Genomic DNA, 17,582 nt, shown 5'->3' with positions numbered 1-17,582 from the left:
AAAGTTCAATTTCGTTGTGGTCGTAAACCTGATATGCGGCCGAAAATTACCTTTTCAAGTTTTCGCCGCCCGATAATTTCCCAGGTTTAACAACGTTGGATGCAAATAAGATGGGGTCATGCTGCCCTGCATCAAGGGGTAATAGCAAAAAAAAAACGGCGCCGGCACCCTATTACGACGGGCGTTTCGCTTCTGAACGCACAGCGCATTAGCTAATGCATTTAATTATTAAGGTCAGGCGCGCCTGCCAAAGAAGGTGTTACAAGACCGCTTTAGCCCGATCGGTGTGCGGCAGCGCAAATATCCCAGCGCTACACCCATCAGCGCAAGCACGTACCAGGACGGCGCCATTGGCGTCACTTTCATCAACAAGGTCACCACCATGGGCGTTAGCCCGCCGAAAAGGGCGTAGGAAATATTGTAGGAAAAGGAAATACCGCTGAACCGCACCGGCGCCGGAAACGCGTGGACCATGATAAAAGGCACCCCGCCTATGATGCCGACGAAGAAACCGGCTGACCTTAGGTCAGGAACAGTTGCGCCGGATGGGTGACGTCGCCGTGGTAAAAGATCCAACTGCCGACGGCCAATAGGGCGCAGCTGGCGACAAAGGTTTTTCGCGCCCCGAACCTGTCTATCGCCACGCAATTGACCTGCAGAGCCATGGTGGCACTGACGCCCCGCTGTTGTTACAGCCACAGCGGCGCCATCAGGATAACCACCACGATGCCGGCGGAAAGCAGCCAGGTAAGCAGCATCGATACCGCTACCGCTTTCTTGTGATTGACGACCACGGATTTGAGCGGCAGCTCGCGAGCCAGCGCTTTGCGCGCCTGCAGTTCGATAAAGATGGGCGTTTCGCGCAGCCAGCGGCGTAAATACATGGCAAACAGGCCAAAAATCCCGCCGATGAAGAAAGGAATGCGCCGGGCGGGTACGTGTTCGGCGACAAAGACCCAGGCGCCGCGATACCCAGCGCGGCATAGGTCGGCAACAGACCAATCAGCAGCGTCGGTAGCGCCATCAACAGGATAGACAGGGTAAACATTTTCTTGCGCCCCACCCTATCGCCGAAGTGCGCCATTACGATCCCCCCAGCGGCCGCGCCAGATAGCCTGCGGCAAAAATACCGAAGGTTTGCATCTGGCGCAGCCCTCCGGCATGTCAGCAGGGAAAAACAGCTGCCCCATCACCCCGGCGAAAAACACAAAGATAATAAAGTCGTAAAACTCCAACGCCCTACCCAGTGCCGACAGCGTAAGCGTCTTATAATCCTGCCGGTTCAACCGGCGGTGACGTTCGTCCTGCATAATCATCTGCGCTTGACAAGAGAAATGGCAACAATATATCACGCCTTGTAAACTTACACTTACTGGCTCGGTAAAAATGTCTACCGTTCAGGCATTAAATCATGAACGCGGCGCAAGGTGCCCATTATCGCCGCGGCGCTCACTCGTCCACTGCCCTGCGCGCGCTTTTCGGTCGAAACGCCACAACCACCGAAGGCTCGGTTTCCAAATAAGGGCCATCTAGCAGTTGGATACAATAGGGCACGCTGGCGAAAATGCCCTGAACCTCAACATCGCCGTACGTATTTTTTACCCTTCCAGCGTCTCCTGGATCGATTTTGGCTGGCCCGGCAAATTAAGGATCAGGGACTGTTTACGGATAACGGCGGTCTGACGCGATAGAATAGCTGTAGGAACAACGTGCAGACTGATTTGCCGCATTTGCTCGCCAAACCCCGGCATTTCGCGATCGGCCACCGCCAGCGTGGCATCGCGCCGCGCTGGCCCGGTGTCGCCGGTGGTCAGGACCAGATGGCAACCGCTCTCATCCACCAATTCGCGCAGCGTTCAGAGGTTGCTCGTCCGGCACCAGCCGGGTCTCAAGGCTGAACGGGCTAATAAGGGCGCGGTTTAGCCACGCTTCGAGCGCCGGCACCCCCTGATCGACATAGACACCGCGGGCGGCGCGGTCTGAAATGGATACCAGCCCGATGCGACAAGTTTGCATAAAAATGTTCTCCTTAACCACGATCGCGGGCGCCGGCGCCATAAAAAACGGCCCCACCGGGCCGTAAACGTTTTCTTTCGCTCCGCCGACGGAACAGCCGGCGGTCTGCGTTACAGCAGTTCGCCCAGCATTTTCTCCAGTTTTTCCTGGTCAACGGCGAAATTACGGATACCCTGCGCCAGTTTATTCACCGCCATGGGATCCTGATGATGCTGCCAGAGAAAGGCCGCTTCGGTTAACGTCTCCGGCCGCGCCTTCACCGGCCCTGTATAGGAAAGTTTACGCTCAAGCTCTCCCTCACTTTCCTCCAGCTCTTTTAGCAACGCCGGCGCGATAGTGAGCCGGTCGCAGCCGGCCAACGCCATAATTTCGCCGCTGTTGCGAAAGCTTGCGCCCATAACGACGGTGTCATACCCATGCTCTTTATAATAGCGATAGATGGCGGTAACCGATACCACGCCGGGATCCTCCTCCGGGCAAAAGTCTGGCGTTCGCCGTTGGCCTTATGCCAGTCGAGAATACGCCCGACGAAGGGAGAAATCAGATACACGCCCGCCTCGGCGCATGCTCGCGCCTGGTCCCTGGGCAAAAGAAAACAGCAGCGTCAGATTACAATTGATCCCTGCTTTTTCCAGCTGTTCGGCGGCACGGATACCCTGCCAGGTAGAGGGCAGCTTGATCAAAATACGTTCGCTGCCAATACCGGCGACGTTGTAGAGTTTGACAAGACTCTTGGCCTTGGCAACGCTGGCCTAGGTATCGTAAGAAAGGCGGGCGTCCACTTCGGTCGAAACACGGCCGGGCACCAGTTTCAGAATTTCCATGCCGATATTGACCGCCAGCCTGTCGGCGGCGTAGGTCACCTGTGCCGTCCGATCGTTACTCTGTCCGCGCGCCCAGGCAATAGCGTCGTCGATATAGCCACGATATTCCGGGATTTGGGCGGCGTTGAGAATCAGCGACGGATTCGTGGTCGCGTCCTGGGGCTGGTAGCGCTTGATGGCGGTAATATCGCTGGTATCGGCCACGACGGTGGTCATTTTACGCAGGGAACTGAGTTTGTCTGTCATAATCATATTCTCATGTTGTCGCGTGCTCTGAGGAATCGGACATACAGCGCCGAAATGATAGCACGGGCTGCAGCGGCGGAAATCGGCCGGACGCGGACTTTTACCTGTCGCACCTATCGATGAAATCATTCGTAAAATAGGTAAAATGGGCGCTGGGCCCTACAACACCCAGCCAGGATGCTGGAGCAGGAGAAAAGGAACGATGGCTGAGCTATTGAATTTTATCAATAACCTGTTACGGGATTCACTCTTAATTTATCTGCTGTTGGGAACCAGCATCTGGTTTACGCTACGCACCGGCTTTATCCAGATACGCCATTTCTGCCATACCTTCACGATTCTCAAAGACTCAGGGACGCGCGGCGGCGGCGGTATTTCACCGTTTCAGGCCTTATGCACCTCCCTTGCCGCCCGTATCGGCTGCGGTAACCTGATGGGCGTCGCCATCGCGCTGATCCTGGGCGGACCGGGCGCCATTTTCTGGATGTGGCTGGCGGCGTTGATTGGCATGGCGACCGCCTTTGCGGAAAGCACCCTGGCGCAGCTGTACAAAATACGTGATGACCGCGGCAACGCCTGCGGCGGGCCGGCTTGGTATATGGCCAACGGACTCGGTTTGCGCTGGATGGGCACGTTATTCACCCTCTTTCTGTTGGCGGGCTATGGCGGTTTTTTCAGCGCCGTTCAGGCCAACGCGATTACGCTGTCCGCGCAGCAGCTGTCCGGCATGGGCCGCTGGCCGATAACCCTGGCTCTGCTTATCCTGAGTGCCGCGGCCATTTTCGGCGGTCTTCGCGCCATCGCCCGCCTGACCCAATGGCTGGTGCCTATAATAGGTATTATATACTTACTACTGGCAGGTTGGGTGGTCGTGCATCACTGGCGCCAGCTCGCGACGGTCGCCGCCCTGGTGTTCAACAGCGCCTTTGGCCTGCCGGAAGCCGCCTCGGGGCTGGTCGGCTATGGCCTGGCGCAGGCGATTTTCCAAGGGGTACAGCGCGGTTTGTTCTCAAACGAGGCGGGCACTGGCTCGGCGCCGAATATCGCCGCCGCCGCCGCGCCCTGGCCGCCGCACCCTGCCTCGCAAGGCTATATTCAGATGTTGGCGGTGTTCATCGATACCCTGGTTATCTGCAGCGCCACGGCCGCAATCATCCTCACCTCCGGCACGCTGGAGCATGCTCATGCCGATCTCCACGGCATCGCGCTGATTAATCAAGCGCTGGCCACGGTGACCGGTCACTGGAGCATGCCGCTACTCATGGCGTTGGTGTTTGTGTTCTCCTTCGCCGCCATCATTGGCAATTACGCCTATGCGGAAAGCAGCCTGCGTTTTTTCGTGCTGCAGCCAATGAAGCTGAAATGGCTGCTGCGTCTGCTGACGCTGACCATGATACTGTTTGGCTGCGTAGCGGAAGTCTCGGTGGTCTGGAGACTGGCGGACCTGGCGATGGGCCTGATGACGATAACCAACTTGATCGCCCTTTTATTGCTGTCGCCGGTCGTGTTGATGCTGGCCAATGATTACAATAGCCAGCGCGCCATCGGGAAACTACCGACATTTTATGCGGTAAACTTCCCGGCTATCGCACCGCAGTTGGCGCCGGATCTGTGGGGACGGCCGACCGCGTCACACCAGGAAAGCAGCAGCACGGCAGCGCCCAAACCCCTTGACCGTTAACGCGCCGCCGCGACATAACCGGCGCCCGTCTTTTTTCGCGACAACAGGAATTTGCAATGCTGATTGTTATTTCTCCGGCGAAAACGCTGGATTTTCAGAGTCCTCTGGCAACCCGGCGCTACACGCAGCCCGAATTACTGCCTCAGTCGGCGGCGCTTATCGATCTGTGCCGGAAGCTGACGCCGGCGCGTATCAGCACCCTGATGGGGATTAGCGATAAATTGGCTGATCTGAACGCCGCGCGCTTTCAGGCCTGGCAGACGCCGTTCACTCCCGACAATGCGCGACAGGCGATATTAGCCTTCAAGGGGGATGTTTATACCGGGCTGGCGGCGGAGACCTTCAGCGAAGCGCAATTCGATTTTGCCCAACGTCACCTGCGGATGTTGTCTGGGCTATACGGCGTACTGCGTCCGCTGGATCTGATGCAGCCTTACAGGCTGGAGATGGGGATCCGCCTGGCTAATCCGGCCGGGGCCTCTTTGTATCACTATTGGGGCACTATGCTCACCGACAAACTCAACCAGGCGCTGGCGGAACAGGGCGATACCTTAGTGATTAATCTGGCTTCGGACGAGTATTTCCGCGCGGTGCAGCCGGCGCGGATTAACGGGCGGGTCATCAAACCAGTGTTTCTGGATGAAAAAAACGGCCAGTACAAGGTGATCAGTTTTAACGCCAAAAAAGCCCGCGGCATGATGAGCCGCTGCATCATCACCGAAGCGTTGACACAGCCAGAGCAGCTGAAGGCCTTTGATGCGGGCGGTTATCGATTCGACGCCGCGGCCTCCAGCGACAATGAATGGGTATTCAAACGACTGCAGCAGGACGGTTAACGCCGCAGCCAAAGACCGCCGGTGGCGCGCTCATGCGCGGCCGCGACGCTGACCGACACTAGCGTCAGCCGACATGCCATCCGCCGGCCAGGGACGCAGCCTGGCGCCAGCGGATGCACCGACCAAAGCGACTGCGCCGCGTGCAGATGAAACCCGTGGCGACATGTCGCTAGGACGCCAGCCCCACCAGTGAGCGGGCGCCGGGCGCTTAAGGACTCCGGCGAACGCTTCGACGAGAGCGACGGCGCAGCGCGAACATAACGCCCGCGGCGACGACGGGCCATTAGGGCGCCAGCCCCAACATCAGCGTGCGCAGGGCGCTGAAAGACGCCGGCATGCGCTCCGACAACAACGGCAACGTCGCGCGCACCGCCAGCGCTGGCGGCAACGGCAGACTTTGGCCGAGGATCGTGTCCACCGATTCCTTGAACTTGGCCGGATGGGCGGTGCCGAGGAATAATCCGTACTCCCCAGGCTGTAAACTGTCGCGCAACAGGCGGTAGGCGATGGCGGCATGCGGCTCGGAAATATAGCCCAATCCCGCCAGCTCGCGCATCGTCTCGGCGGTGGTGTTATCGTCGACGCAGCCGTAATCGAGCGTGGTCAGTTGCCAGTTTTTGCGCCGGAACAATTCTTTCACCCGCGGCCAATTATTGGGCTGGCTGACGTCCATCGCGTTTGACAGCGTGGCCACGGTCGGATTAGGCAGCCATTTACCGTCGCGTAAAAACCGCGGTACGGTATCGTTGGCGTTGGTGGCGGCGATAAAACGCTTCACCGGCAGCCCCAGGGTTTTGGCCAGCAGACCGGCGGTGAGATCGCCGAAGTTGCCGCTCGGTACCGACACCACCAGTTGATTACGCGCTTTCTGCGGCAGTTGCGCCACCGCTTCAAAGTAATAGCAAATCTGCGCCAGCAGACGACTGATATTGATAGAGTTGGCGGAGTTCAGCCCTAGCGTCTGTTTCAATTCTTCATCATCGAACGCCTGTTTCACCAGCGCCTGGCAGGCGTCGAAATCGCCCTCGACCGCCACAGTGTGAATATTGCCGCCCAGCGTACAAAAGAGTTTTTCCTGCAGCGGACTGATTTTGCCCTCGGGGTAAAGGATCACGACCCGCACATTCTCCAGGCCGTAAAACGCATGCACCACCGCAGCGCCGGTATCACCGGAGGTCGCGGTCAGGATGGTGACCTGCTGCCCTTTGCCAACCTCGGTGAGCATCTGCGCCATAAAACGGCCGCCAAAATCCTTGAATGCCAGGGTCGGGCCATGAAACAGCTCCAGCGCGGCGATATCCTTGGAGACCGGTACCACCGGCGCCGGGAACTCAAACGCCGCCGCCACCCGCGCCAGAACGCGCTCCGGCGGCAGCTCATCACCGATATAGGCCGACAGGATGCGCGCGCTGCGTGCGACGAAATCCATTTCCAGCAACTCGTCTATCTCGGTCAGGGCGAATTCGGGCAGCGCCATGGGAAAAAACAGCCCCTGCTGACGGCCGAGGCCCTGCTTGATCGCCTGGGCGAAGCTGACCTGCTCGTTGTGTTCCTTGATATTGTAGAGTTTCATCATTTAATCCATCATCAAACGGGCACCGGAGGTATCCAGGCGGCAAATATGAACAAAACCTTCGTCGTTTTGCAGGTAGTGCTGCGTCAGCCAGTCGGCGACGCGCGACGCGGTGTCCTGGCGATCGCAGATAGCGAATAGCGTTGGTCCCGAACCCGAGATACCACAGGCCAGCGCGCCGATATCGCCCACCGCCTGGCGCGCATCGGCGAAGCCCGGCAGCAGTCGGGTGCGATAGGGCTCGGCGATAACATCTTTCATCAGTTTAGCCGCAAGCGCCGGCTGACGGGTATGGCAGGCGTGCACAAAGCACGCCAGATAACGGCCATGGCTGATGCAGTCCTGGCGACGATATTGTGCCGGCAGAATCGCCCGCGCCTCGGCGGTGCTCACTTTGATGCCCGGATAGGCCATCACCCACAGCCAGTCGTCAAACCCCGGCACCGTCTGGCTGATGATGCCGTTTTCCTCAAGCATCAACTGCATGCCGCCGAGAAAACAGGGTGCGACATTATCGAAATGCACCCCGCCGGAAATGCGCCCCTCCATTTCCCCCATCAGCATCAGCATCTGATCATCGTTTAGCGGGCGGCCGCAATGGGCATTCATCGCTACCAGCGCCACCACCACCGAACAGGCGCTGGAGCCCAGACCGGAGCCAATGGGCATATTTTTTTCCAGTAGCATGGCGACCGGCACCGTTTCCCCCACCGCCTCGCAAAAACGCTGCCAGCATTGATAAACGATATTCTGCTCCGGCTCTGCCGGTAGTTTGTCGACAAAGCGCCCGGCGCTTTGCAGGCTAAAGCTGTCGGCGCGGGATACGCTGACGCAATCCCCCAGTAGCGTCCCGTCCACAGGCGACACCGCCGCGCCCAGCACGTCGAATCCCACGCTGACGTTGCCGATTGAGGCCGGCGCATACACTTTAACCATGTTAAACTCCCAACTTCCATGACAGCGTGCGTAATAGATCGGCGAATACGCCGGCGGCGGTGACATCATTGCCAGCGCCATAGCCGCGCAGCACCAGTGGTAACGGTTGATAATAGCGGGTTGAGAACGCCAGAGCGTTTTCCCCGTCTTTCACTTTAAACAGCGGATCGTTGCTGCCCACCGCCTCGATATTGACTTTACAGCGCCCTTCGTCAATGCTGCCCACATAGCGCAGCACCTGCCCTACCGCGCGGGCCTTCGCCACTCTGGCGGCAAACTCAGCGTCCAAGGTCGGCAGTCGGGCAAGAAAAGCGTCCACGTCGCCGCCGGCGTAAAAACTCGCCGGCAGCACCGGCTCGACGTCGATATCCGTCAACTCCAGGGCATACCCTGCCTCGCGTGCCAAAATCAGCAGCTTGCGCGCCACATCCATACCGGAAAGATCATCCCTGGGGTCAGGCTCGGTGTAACCGTTGCCGCGTGCCAGCAGCGTCGCCGCCGACAGTGACATCCCCTCGTCCAACTTGCCGAAAATAAAGGACAGCGAGCCGGAAAGAATACCGGAAAACCGCGTCAGCTCATCACCGGCATTCAATAAATTCTGTAAATTTTCGATAACCGGCAGACCGGCGCCAACGTTGGTATCATAAAGGAACTTACGGCGCGAGACTGCTGCTGCAGCGCGCATCTGATGGTAGTAATCCATTGAGGCGGTATTGGCTTTCTTGTTAGGCGTCACCACGTGGAAGCCGTCAGCCAGAAAATCCGCATATTGATTGGCTACCGCCTCGCTGCTGGTGCAGTCGACGATGACCGGGTTGAGCAGGTGGTACTCTTTTACCAGCCGGATCAACCGCCCCAGATTGAACGGCTCGCGCGCTTCGGCCAGCGCCGCCTGCCAGTTCGCCAGATCGATACCGTGCACATTGGTCAGTAGCGCACGCGAGTTAGCGATACCGCACACCCGCAAATCGATATGTTTGCCTTTTAGCCACGCATGCTGGCGGCGGATCTGCTCGATCAACGCGCCGCCGACGCCACCCGCACCAATAACGAACACCTCGATAACCTGATCGGTATTGAACAGCATCTGGTGCGCCACCCGCACGCCGGTGGTGGTGCTGTCATTGTCTACCACCACCGAAATGGAACGCTCGGACGATCCCTGAGCGATAGCGATAATGTTGATATTGGCGCAAGCCAGCGCCACAAACAGCTTGGCGGACAGGCCGCGCTGTGCGCGCATCCCATCGCCCACCACCGAGATGATCGCCAGGCGGGAGATAACATCCAGCGGCTCCAGCAGGCCATCCTTGAGTTCCAGGTAAAATTCCTCTTCCAGCGCCCGACGGGCGCCCGCCAGCTCATGCTGCGGCACGCAAAAACTAATGCTGTATTCCGAAGAAGATTGGGTAATTAGTACCACAGAGCTGCCGGCGCGCGACATGGCGGCAAAAACCCGTGCCGCCATACCGATCATCTCTTTCATCCCGGGACCGAAAACGTTAATCATCGCCATATTGTTCAGATGGGTGATACCTTTGACCGGATTGCCTTCCTCACCGCTGGTCGGCCCGATTAAGGTACCGGGCGCCTGAGGATTGGTGGTATTTTTGATAAGGCAGGGAATTTGGAACTGAGCAATGGGAACGATGGTGCGGGGATGGAGAACCTTGGCGCCGAAATAAGACAGCTCCATCGCCTCCTGATAGGAAAGCTGACTCAATAAACGTACATCCGGCACCTGATGAGGATCGCAGGTATACACGCCGTCCACGTCGGTCCAGATTTCACAACAATCGGCGCGCAGACAGGCCGCCAGCACCGCCGCGGAGTAATCGGATCCATTGCGCCCCAGCACCACCAGCTCGCCGCGCTCGTTACCGGCGGTGAAGCCCGCCATCAGGATAATGTGATCGGCGGGGATCGCGGCGTCATTAATATGCCGGGTAGATTCCGCGATATCCACCGTCGACTCTAGATACCCCCCCTGCGCCAGCAGTTTTGCCACCGGATCGATGACCGTCACGCCGAAGCCGCGCGCGCGCAATAGCGCTTCCATCAGCGCGATGGACAGTTTTTCACCGCGGCAGATGATGGCGGCGTTAACGTTGTCAGGGCAATATTTCAGCAGCGAAATACCGTGCAATAGTTGCTTGAGCTGGGCGAATTCCTGCTCGACCACACTACGCAGCGCCGCGTGATCAAACTCCGGCTGCGCGGCGGCCAAACCGTCTAACAGCCGGCTGAAGATCTGTTCAGCATCGAGGATATTCGGCTGGATATCGCTGCCGTTGAGCGTGCGGTCGATCATGGCGACTAGATGATTGGTAATTTTGGCCGGCGCGGATAATACCGCCGCCACCTGTCCCTGGCGACTATTGCTCTCGAGGATATCAGCGACGCGGATAAAACGTTCCGCGTTAGCGACAGAGGTACCGCCAAATTTCAGTACTCGCATTTCTGTTTCATCTCCTGAATTAAGCTTAAAAAAAAGCCCGCATTATCAAGGTGCGGGCTTTTTTCTGGATTCCTGTATGCGTCAGCCCGCGCCGCTACCCGTGGTGGTATCGGTGGTGGTGGTAATAATGGTGCTGTGGCTGAAGCGAGTACGCATAGTAGTGGGTGTTATCACTGTTTTTTTGTTAGTACCCTATTGGTTAAAGCAATCAGGCGCTAAAGTCAATGAATATCTGCTTTTGCCAGGCGGCGCGCAGTGCATGCCGTGGCGTTCAATATTGACATCCCGGCGCGCCGTCGGCACGCCGTAATGTTTATCACCCCCTATCCAGCATGTTATGCTATCAATGAAAGATATAACGGCAGGTAACACCGTCAGAATTTGGCCGCCGATGATGCCCGCCACAGCATACCGGCCTGCTCCCCAGCCCCTCTCGCAGGGAGTAACGGCAACCCCTGACGAAAAGAGTTAATTAGGTAGTCACTTACATTATTAAACAACAGCTATTGTCATTTGTGGAAAATCATCGGCGGGAAATAGAATATTCGCCGCCGTTGAGCGCGCAATTAGAATGTTTATCTATTATAGCAGACGTTATCCGTACGCGCCCGCTCAGACGCCACGCCGCAGGCGCTCAACGCCCTTCTGACACGACCGGCAGCCGCTCGGCTGGGGCTATTTCTCCCCTCTCATTGCACCGAGTTAAACAATATAAGATAATGGTACATAAAGAGACATTAAAGTTATCTTAAGGGCCACGCTGTTAATCCCGTCTAGTGAAATGGCACAGGTGTTAGGGTTTATTTTGATATACGTCAGCAAAATGATACTTTCTTGAGTGGTAAATTCGGTTGACGCTGTTATATTGTTGTTAATAAGGGTAAGCTATGCAGCATTTAAGCTTGAGAAATCAAGTCCTATCCTATATACAGGTAAGCGTCGCCGGTAACAAAGCGTTAATCACGATAGGGCACGTTGATGTGCTTAGGCCCGAAGCCTTGGAGGATGCATTTTGTTCCTCCGCTACCGTTAAGGACGACAGCGGCTTGAGTACCTCCTCTTTCAATTATGTTGTTAATTTTAGGTAGCAAACATGCAGACCCCGCACATTCTTATCGTTGAAGACGAGTCAGTCACCCGTAATACCCTCAAAAGCATTTTTGAAGCTGAGGGCTATATGGTTCATGAAGCTACCGACGGCGCAGAGATGCACCGCGCGCTGTCGGAACATGATATTAATCTGGTTATCATGGATATCAACCTGCCGGGTAAAAATGGCTTGTTGCTGGCGCGAGAACTTCGGGAACATGCCAGCGTTGCCCTGATGTTTCTTACCGGCCGCGATAACGAGGTGGATAAAATCCTCGGATTGGAAATTGGCGCCGACGATTATATTACCAAGCCTTTCAACCCGCGCGAACTCACTATCCGTGCGCGCAACCTGCTGTCCCGCACCATGAATCTAGGCGGCGCCCTGGAAGAGCGCAAGGTGGTGGAAAGCTACAAATTTAACGGTTGGGAGCTCGATATTAATAGCCGTTCTTTGCTAAGTCCTCACGGCGAGAGCTATAAACTGCCCCGCAGCGAGTTTCGCGCCATGCTGCACTTTTGCGAAAATCCCGGCAAGATCCAATCGCGCGCCGAGCTGCTGAAGAAAATGACCGGCCGCGAGCTGAAGGCCCACGACCGTACCGTTGACGTCACCATCCGTCGCATACGCAAGCATTTTGAATCCACGCCAGATACGCCGGAAATCATCGCCACCATACACGGCGAAGGGTATCGTTTCTGCGGCGATTTGGAAGAGTAAGTTTCACCAATGGCGCCCTCCCCACCAGGGGCGGGCGTTCGATTATCCCCACCGGTAAACGTTTCCGCGTCGCCCCGAACGGTGCCGCCCGTTACACCCGCTATCCCTCGACCGACTCAAGCACTCATCCTCGTTGCAAGCCGACGCGTTTTACTACCGGCCAACGCCGGCTAGTGTGACGCCGCCTTAAACATGACGCCAGATAAAGCGGTTACGGACCCTGTTCGCCCAAGGGAATAATCGGTACCGCACTCAGCGCATTTTTCGGCGAGCCTTCCACCACCCGATCCGAATAGGACAGATAGACAAGCGTGTTACGTTTGGGATCATAAAAGCGGACCACCTGCAGGCGCTTAAATATCAGCGAGGTGCGTTTTTGATTTTATCGCTCAGGGTAATCGGCCCGACCTCTTGACAAGAAATCGCCGCATCGGAGGTACCTTCCGCCAGGCCGAGGCCGCCTCTGATGCCGCCGGTTTTAGCACGGCTGAGATAACAGGTCACGTTGGGGACATCAGGATCGTCAAAAGCTTCCACCACGATTTTGTGATCCGGGCCGAACAGCTTGAACACGGTGTCGACGGAGCCAACTTCCTCGGCCAGGCCCAGGCCATCAGGGCGAAAACGATTTTTTTATTCATAGTCGTAGCATGATTTCCTATAGCGCTTAAGGGCCGCCGGCGCGATGACGTCGGCGGGACTGGTCAATATTAACTATAAATAATAAGCCATTAAATCTTTTACGATCTGTTAGCCAGATTATTGCTATCATGCGTCGACACTTTTCTAATGACGCCATCACCGCTTTCTGAGGATTCTTATGGATCAAGCCGGTATCATTCGTGACCTGTTAAGCTGGCTCGATAGCCATCTGGACCAGCCGCTGTCGCTGGATAATGTCGCCGCCAAGGCCGGCTATTCCAAATGGCACCTGCAGCGTATGTTTAAAGAATTGACTGACCACGCCATCGGCGCTTATATTCGTGCGCGCAGGTTGTCCAAGGCCGCGGTGGCCCTGCGGCTGACCAGCCGGCCGATATTGGATATCGCGCTGCAGTATCGTTTCGATTCTCAGCAGACGTTCACCCGCGCTTTCAAAAAACAGTTCGCCCAGACGCCGGCGCTGTATCGCCGCAAAGAAGAGTGGGATTCCGCCGGCATCAGACCGCCGATTCGCCTGGAACACATCGCGCTGCCGCAGGCGGAGTTCATCCGGCTGCCGGCGATAGAACTGGTCGGCGTTACGCAAAGCTATACCTGCACCCTTGAGCAGCTCAGCAGTTTCCGTACCGAGTTGCGCATCCATTTCTGGCGCCAGTATCTCGGCGAGGCCAAATGCCTGCCTCCCACCCTGTACGGCCTGAACCATACCCGGCCCAGTCTGGAAAAGGATGACGAGCAGGAAGTGCTCTACACCACCGCCATCGAACCGCAGCATATGCCGGAAAATGTGCACGGCGGCGAGCACATCCATTTGGAAGGCGGCGAATACGCCCGCTTTATTTACCAGGGCCCGCCCCACGACCTGCAGGACTTTATCCTGGCGCTGTACGGCACCTGCCTGCCGTCGCAAAGCCTGGTGCGCCGTAAGGGATGCGATATCGAACGCTTCTTTCCGCTGGAACGCAAACCGGACGCGGAACTGCCGCACACCATTCGCTGCGAGTATTTGATTCCGGTAAGGCGTTAACGCTGTAGCTCATCCAGGGCGGGCATATCCAGATGGGAGACATCGCCCGCCGTTTCCACCACCCAACCGGGCGCCAGCCACGGGCTTTGCTGGTAATCCATGCGCGAAAGGGAGGAGTTGCGCAGCCTGAGTCGGCGCTCGGCATAGGCCGGCAGCCCCAGAATGGTGCTTATCAGACAGCCAAGGGCCATGCCGTGACTGACCAGCAGCGACAGGCAGCCGTTCAGGGCGGCATTCATACGCGTCGCCATTTCAGTCATCGACTCGCCGCCGGGGATGCGGCCGCCTTCGGTGCCGTTGACCAATTGCCGACGCCAGTTTTCTTCCTCGTCGGTCAGGGTCACGATATCGCGGGTTTCCAATACCCCCATATCAGCTCGCGCAGCCGCGCATCGACCGTCATCGGACAACCGCAGCCGGCGGCGATGATCTCTGCGGTACAGCGTGTACGGCCCAAATCGCTGCTGATAACATGAGTGATACCCAATGATTTGGCCCGTTCTGCGACCTGTTCCGCCTGGCGCTCACCCTTGGTGGTTAATGCACTGTCGGATTGCCCCTGAATACGGCGCAGCGCATTCCATTCAGTTTCGCCATGACGAACAAGATAAACCTGTAACATACTTTTTTCCGTTATACTGCGTGAAAGAGACGGGAGTTAACCAGATACTATGTACAATGTAATCGCTGCCACCCATAATCCGGCCAAGATTGACGCCATTCAGTACGCTTTTGACGATACGTTTGGTGCGGGCAATTGCCGAGTGGAGGGCATTGATGTTGACAGCGGCGTGCCGTCCCAGCGCCGATGGGCGATCATCAAACCCGCAGCGGCGCGCGCAACCGGGTGATGGCCGCCCGCCAGGTCAATCCGGAGGCGGACTTCTGGGTCGGCGTCGAAGCCGGCGTGGAAGAGAATATGACCTTTGCCTGGATGGTGATTGAAAATGCACATCTGCGGGGTGAATCGCGCTCCGCCAGTTTAATGTTACCTAATAGTATATTACAGGGAATCGCAGAAGGGCGAGAATTGGGTCATGAAATGGCACAATTAACCTGTATTGAGAACATAAAGCGCCGCGGCGGGGCTATTGGCGTCTTCACGGAAGGCCGTCTGACGCGCAGTAGCGTATACCATCAAGCACTGTTACTGGCGTTGGTGCCTTTCCATAACGCTATCTTTCAGGAACCACGCCGACCGCGCAATTAGAGCGGCGTGTCCCGCAGTTGCTGTATGAGCCAGCGTTTCAGCTCCGGCGGCGCGGATTTCAGGCTGTTCGATCCCCGGGTTATCGTGGCGATACCGGTTCCAAGCTCATTTTTCAGCTCCCGCTGGCTGACATCGCCGGCCAGCAGGGCCTGAATAATGCGGATACGCGTCGCCAGCGCCTCGCGTTCGTCGGGGGTGAGCATCAGTTGCAAGAGCGGCACGTGCAGCTCGTCGTCATAGGCCTGGCCCAGCAGGCGGGCGAAGGTGCGCCAGTCCTGCTCCAGACGTTCGGCGCCCGCGCCGGGGGTGGAAGATGTCGCGTTCATAAGCTACCGCCATACCATTAAACTAGTACAGTAGCTTATCATACTTTTTGCCGCTCAGTAGCGGCGCTGCCACTCGGCGTCGGTCAGCAGTTTCGCCGGCTGGTGCAGGAAGTAGCGGTAAAACACGTCATATGCCAGCACATTTTTGACATAACTGCGGGTTTCGGAAAATGGAATACTCTCGATGAAGGCGATGGCGTCGGCGCTGCCGGGACCAGCGTTATAGGCGATACTGGCAAGGATGCGGTTACGGCCGAACATCTGATAAACATACTCCAGGTAGGCCGTGCCGAGGGCAATATTGATTTGCGGATCCAACAGTTGGCCAGGTTGGGTGTAGTTCGCCATATTAAACATCTGCGCGGTGGCCGGCATCAATTGCATCAGCCCGGCAGTGCCCACCGGCGAACGCACTTTCGGATTCCAGGCGCTTTCCTGGCGGGCAATAGGCATGGCGTAACTCTGGCTTATCCCCTTATCGTTAGTCGCCTGATGAAACGTTTGGTACCAGGCCAGCGGAAAGCGTTCTTCCAAATGGTCCCACAGCTTGCCGCTGATTGTGGCCTGCACGCTTAAATCCGGCCACTGCTATAAAAACGCGTAGCGAGCCAAATTGTCCATATTCCAATACATCAACTCGCGCACCCGGGCGATAGCCGGCTCCCGCGCCAATAGAGCCATTCATCCTTTTGCCAATCCTCTTGCGGTAGCCGCTCCAGCCAGGCGCGCACCTCCTGCTTGTTGCCCTGCCCCAGCGACATGCGGATACGCCGTTCCAATAGCGCAGTGGAGTGACCGCGCAGGATAACGCCGTCGCGCCAGCGCGCTTGTTCAGGGTTGGCATCGGTCCCCATCAGCCGCCAGGAGACGCTCTCTTCCAGCGCCAGACGCTCGCTGTCACGCATTTTCTGCGCGCGCGCCACAATCGGGATCAGGGAACGGACGTTTTCCACATCGCTACGGGCCAGACGGGTGAAGGCTATCTGCGTCGCCTGGCGGGTCAAATCAGTGGGGCCGACGCTGCGGGCGAAATCCGCCAGCGTCGCCGGGTTATCCTGTAGCGCCGTCAGCGCATTCCCCATGGTCTGGTATTCGGCAGGCAACTGTTTCGACAGGTAATTAACCAGGCTGGTATTACCCTCGTTCATCGCCAGCCGGATCCGTTCCAGTGTCGCCAGCGGGCTGCGTTCGCCGGCCTGATCCCAGGCGCCGAACAGCTTGTTGCAGCTGTCCGGCAGAGAATGGCCGTTCAGCCAGATATCGCGCGCGCCGTCCCAGGCCTCCTGCGGCTTGCCGGTAGCCCATTTGGCGTAATAATAATTGCAGCGCGCCGCCACCGGTTTAGGCGGTTGGGGGCTGAAAGCCAACAAGCTATACCAGTCCTGGCGATTCTCCAGTTCGTTGACATAGCGCGCGCAACGAACGGGCCGGCGGCAGCGTCGGGTAGGCCTCGGTAAAAGCATTGATTTGATCGGGACTGACCTGGGAGAGATCTTGCGAGAGCTGCCGGTATGCCAAATAGGGATACAGCAGGTAATCACGCAGCGTGGGCAGCAATTGCGCCACCACGTCCATCTGATACGCGTCCCAAGCCTGCTTCACCTGCAGATAGCGCTGCCGCTGGGCATCAATGGAATCCGCCTGCGCCAGCAAAGGCAGCGCCATCATCCCGATTGCCGCTACCCACAACCGCCATTTGTCCACCTTGACCATCTCTACACATCCTCAGCTGATTACCCGTCCCACTGGGGGGACTTCGTTGCGCGCTTGACCGACCGGGTTCCGTTCACATGCTAGACACGCTGGCGGAATCGCGCCAGCCACACGTGAGAATACAAACATTGTTTATTAATTAATGTTTTTATGCATTAATATAGCAAACTGCGACCGCCAGACGGGCTAAAGTCGGCGATTTACGTAGTTTTACAGCCCAGCGCCATCAGAAAACCGCCCCCTGCGTCCTAACCGCGCGC

9 protein-coding genes, 7 pseudogenes and 1 other annotated feature are annotated in these 17,582 nt (G+C 57.3%); of the genes and pseudogenes, 6 read left to right on the top strand and 10 right to left on the bottom strand.

The window, feature by feature from the left end; all coding sequences use genetic code 11:
* Positions 1–234: 234 nt before the first annotated feature.
* The 3 pseudogenes from SGP1_RS03790 to tal all read right to left on the bottom strand — a co-directional run bounded on the left by SGP1_RS03790 (position 235) and on the right by tal (position 3,086).
* Positions 235–1,310, bottom strand: a pseudogene (locus SGP1_RS03790) (MFS transporter).
* A 139-nt stretch (positions 1,311–1,449) separates the two neighbouring features.
* Positions 1,450–2,016 (bottom strand): annotated as a pseudogene (gene mog, locus SGP1_RS03785) (molybdopterin adenylyltransferase).
* Positions 2,017–2,126: 110 nt separating this feature from the next.
* Positions 2,127–3,086: pseudogene (gene tal / locus SGP1_RS03780) on the bottom strand (transaldolase).
* A 202-nt stretch (positions 3,087–3,288) separates the two neighbouring features.
* Between tal and SGP1_RS03775 the strand changes: the two are divergent.
* Both SGP1_RS03775 and yaaA read left to right on the top strand, forming a co-directional pair.
* On the top strand, positions 3,289–4,767 hold the full coding sequence (locus SGP1_RS03775) for an alanine/glycine:cation symporter family protein (RefSeq protein WP_011410271.1): 1,479 nt from the start codon (positions 3,289–3,291) through the stop codon (positions 4,765–4,767).
* 56 nt (positions 4,768–4,823) lie between these two features.
* Positions 4,824–5,603 (top strand): peroxide stress protein YaaA, encoded by a 780-nt coding sequence (yaaA, locus tag SGP1_RS03770; RefSeq protein ID WP_011410270.1) that lies wholly within the window; start codon positions 4,824–4,826, stop codon positions 5,601–5,603.
* A gap of 283 nt (positions 5,604–5,886) precedes the next feature.
* Here yaaA and thrC read toward each other — a convergent pair whose 3' ends face one another.
* The 3 genes from thrC to thrA are packed head-to-tail and all read right to left on the bottom strand — an operon-like array spanning position 5,887 to position 10,573.
* A complete protein-coding gene (thrC, locus tag SGP1_RS03760) occupies positions 5,887–7,176 on the bottom strand; it encodes a threonine synthase (RefSeq protein WP_011410269.1) in 1,290 nt (429 codons plus the stop codon).
* 3 nt (positions 7,177–7,179) lie between these two features.
* Positions 7,180–8,112, bottom strand: coding sequence for a homoserine kinase (gene thrB / locus SGP1_RS03755; protein ID WP_011410268.1), 933 nt, complete (start codon positions 8,110–8,112; stop codon positions 7,180–7,182).
* A 1-nt stretch (position 8,113) separates the two neighbouring features.
* Positions 8,114–10,573, bottom strand: coding sequence for a bifunctional aspartate kinase/homoserine dehydrogenase I (thrA, locus tag SGP1_RS03750; RefSeq protein WP_011410267.1), 2,460 nt, complete (start codon positions 10,571–10,573; stop codon positions 8,114–8,116).
* A gap of 26 nt (positions 10,574–10,599) precedes the next feature.
* Positions 10,600–10,719: a sequence feature (Thr leader region), on the bottom strand.
* On the opposite strand from thrA, the gene SGP1_RS03745 reads away from it, so the two are divergent.
* Together SGP1_RS03745 and arcA are read left to right on the top strand one after the other, a co-directional pair.
* On the top strand, positions 10,650–10,883 hold the full coding sequence (locus tag SGP1_RS03745) for a hypothetical protein (RefSeq protein ID WP_041866614.1): 234 nt from the start codon (positions 10,650–10,652) through the stop codon (positions 10,881–10,883). It overlaps the preceding feature by 70 nt.
* Positions 10,884–11,666: 783 nt before the next feature.
* Positions 11,667–12,383, top strand: a complete 717-nt coding sequence (gene arcA / locus SGP1_RS03740; RefSeq protein WP_011410266.1) for a two-component system response regulator ArcA — start codon at positions 11,667–11,669, stop codon at positions 12,381–12,383.
* A 211-nt stretch (positions 12,384–12,594) separates the two neighbouring features.
* Here the strand turns inward: arcA and SGP1_RS03735 are convergent.
* Positions 12,595–12,992: pseudogene (locus tag SGP1_RS03735) on the bottom strand (CreA family protein).
* A gap of 211 nt (positions 12,993–13,203) precedes the next feature.
* Between SGP1_RS03735 and robA the strand changes: the two are divergent.
* Positions 13,204–14,073 (top strand): MDR efflux pump AcrAB transcriptional activator RobA, encoded by an 870-nt coding sequence (gene robA, locus SGP1_RS03730; protein WP_011410265.1) that lies wholly within the window; start codon positions 13,204–13,206, stop codon positions 14,071–14,073.
* Here the strand turns inward: robA and gpmB are convergent.
* Positions 14,070–14,695, bottom strand: a pseudogene (gene gpmB, locus SGP1_RS03725) (2,3-diphosphoglycerate-dependent phosphoglycerate mutase GpmB). The gene robA and the pseudogene gpmB overlap by 4 nt on opposite strands.
* A 49-nt stretch (positions 14,696–14,744) precedes the next feature.
* On the opposite strand from gpmB, the pseudogene yjjX reads away from it, so the two are divergent.
* A pseudogene (yjjX, locus tag SGP1_RS03720) lies at positions 14,745–15,283 on the top strand (inosine/xanthosine triphosphatase).
* Here yjjX and trpR read toward each other — a convergent pair.
* The gene (gene trpR / locus SGP1_RS03715; protein WP_011410264.1) at positions 15,280–15,609 is read right to left on the bottom strand and encodes a trp operon repressor; all 330 of its coding nucleotides are present in this window, start codon (positions 15,607–15,609) and stop codon (positions 15,280–15,282) included. The pseudogene yjjX and the gene trpR overlap by 4 nt on opposite strands.
* A gap of 54 nt (positions 15,610–15,663) precedes the next feature.
* Positions 15,664–17,322: pseudogene (locus SGP1_RS03710) on the bottom strand (transglycosylase SLT domain-containing protein).
* Between the last annotated feature and the right edge of the window lie 260 nt (positions 17,323–17,582).

This window comes from Sodalis glossinidius str. 'morsitans', from assembly GCF_000010085.1.
Lineage (GTDB): Bacteria > Pseudomonadota > Gammaproteobacteria > Enterobacterales > Enterobacteriaceae > Sodalis > Sodalis glossinidius.
Note: the sequence above shows the minus strand (reverse complement) of the source record. Positions and strands in the feature narration are given on the sequence as shown.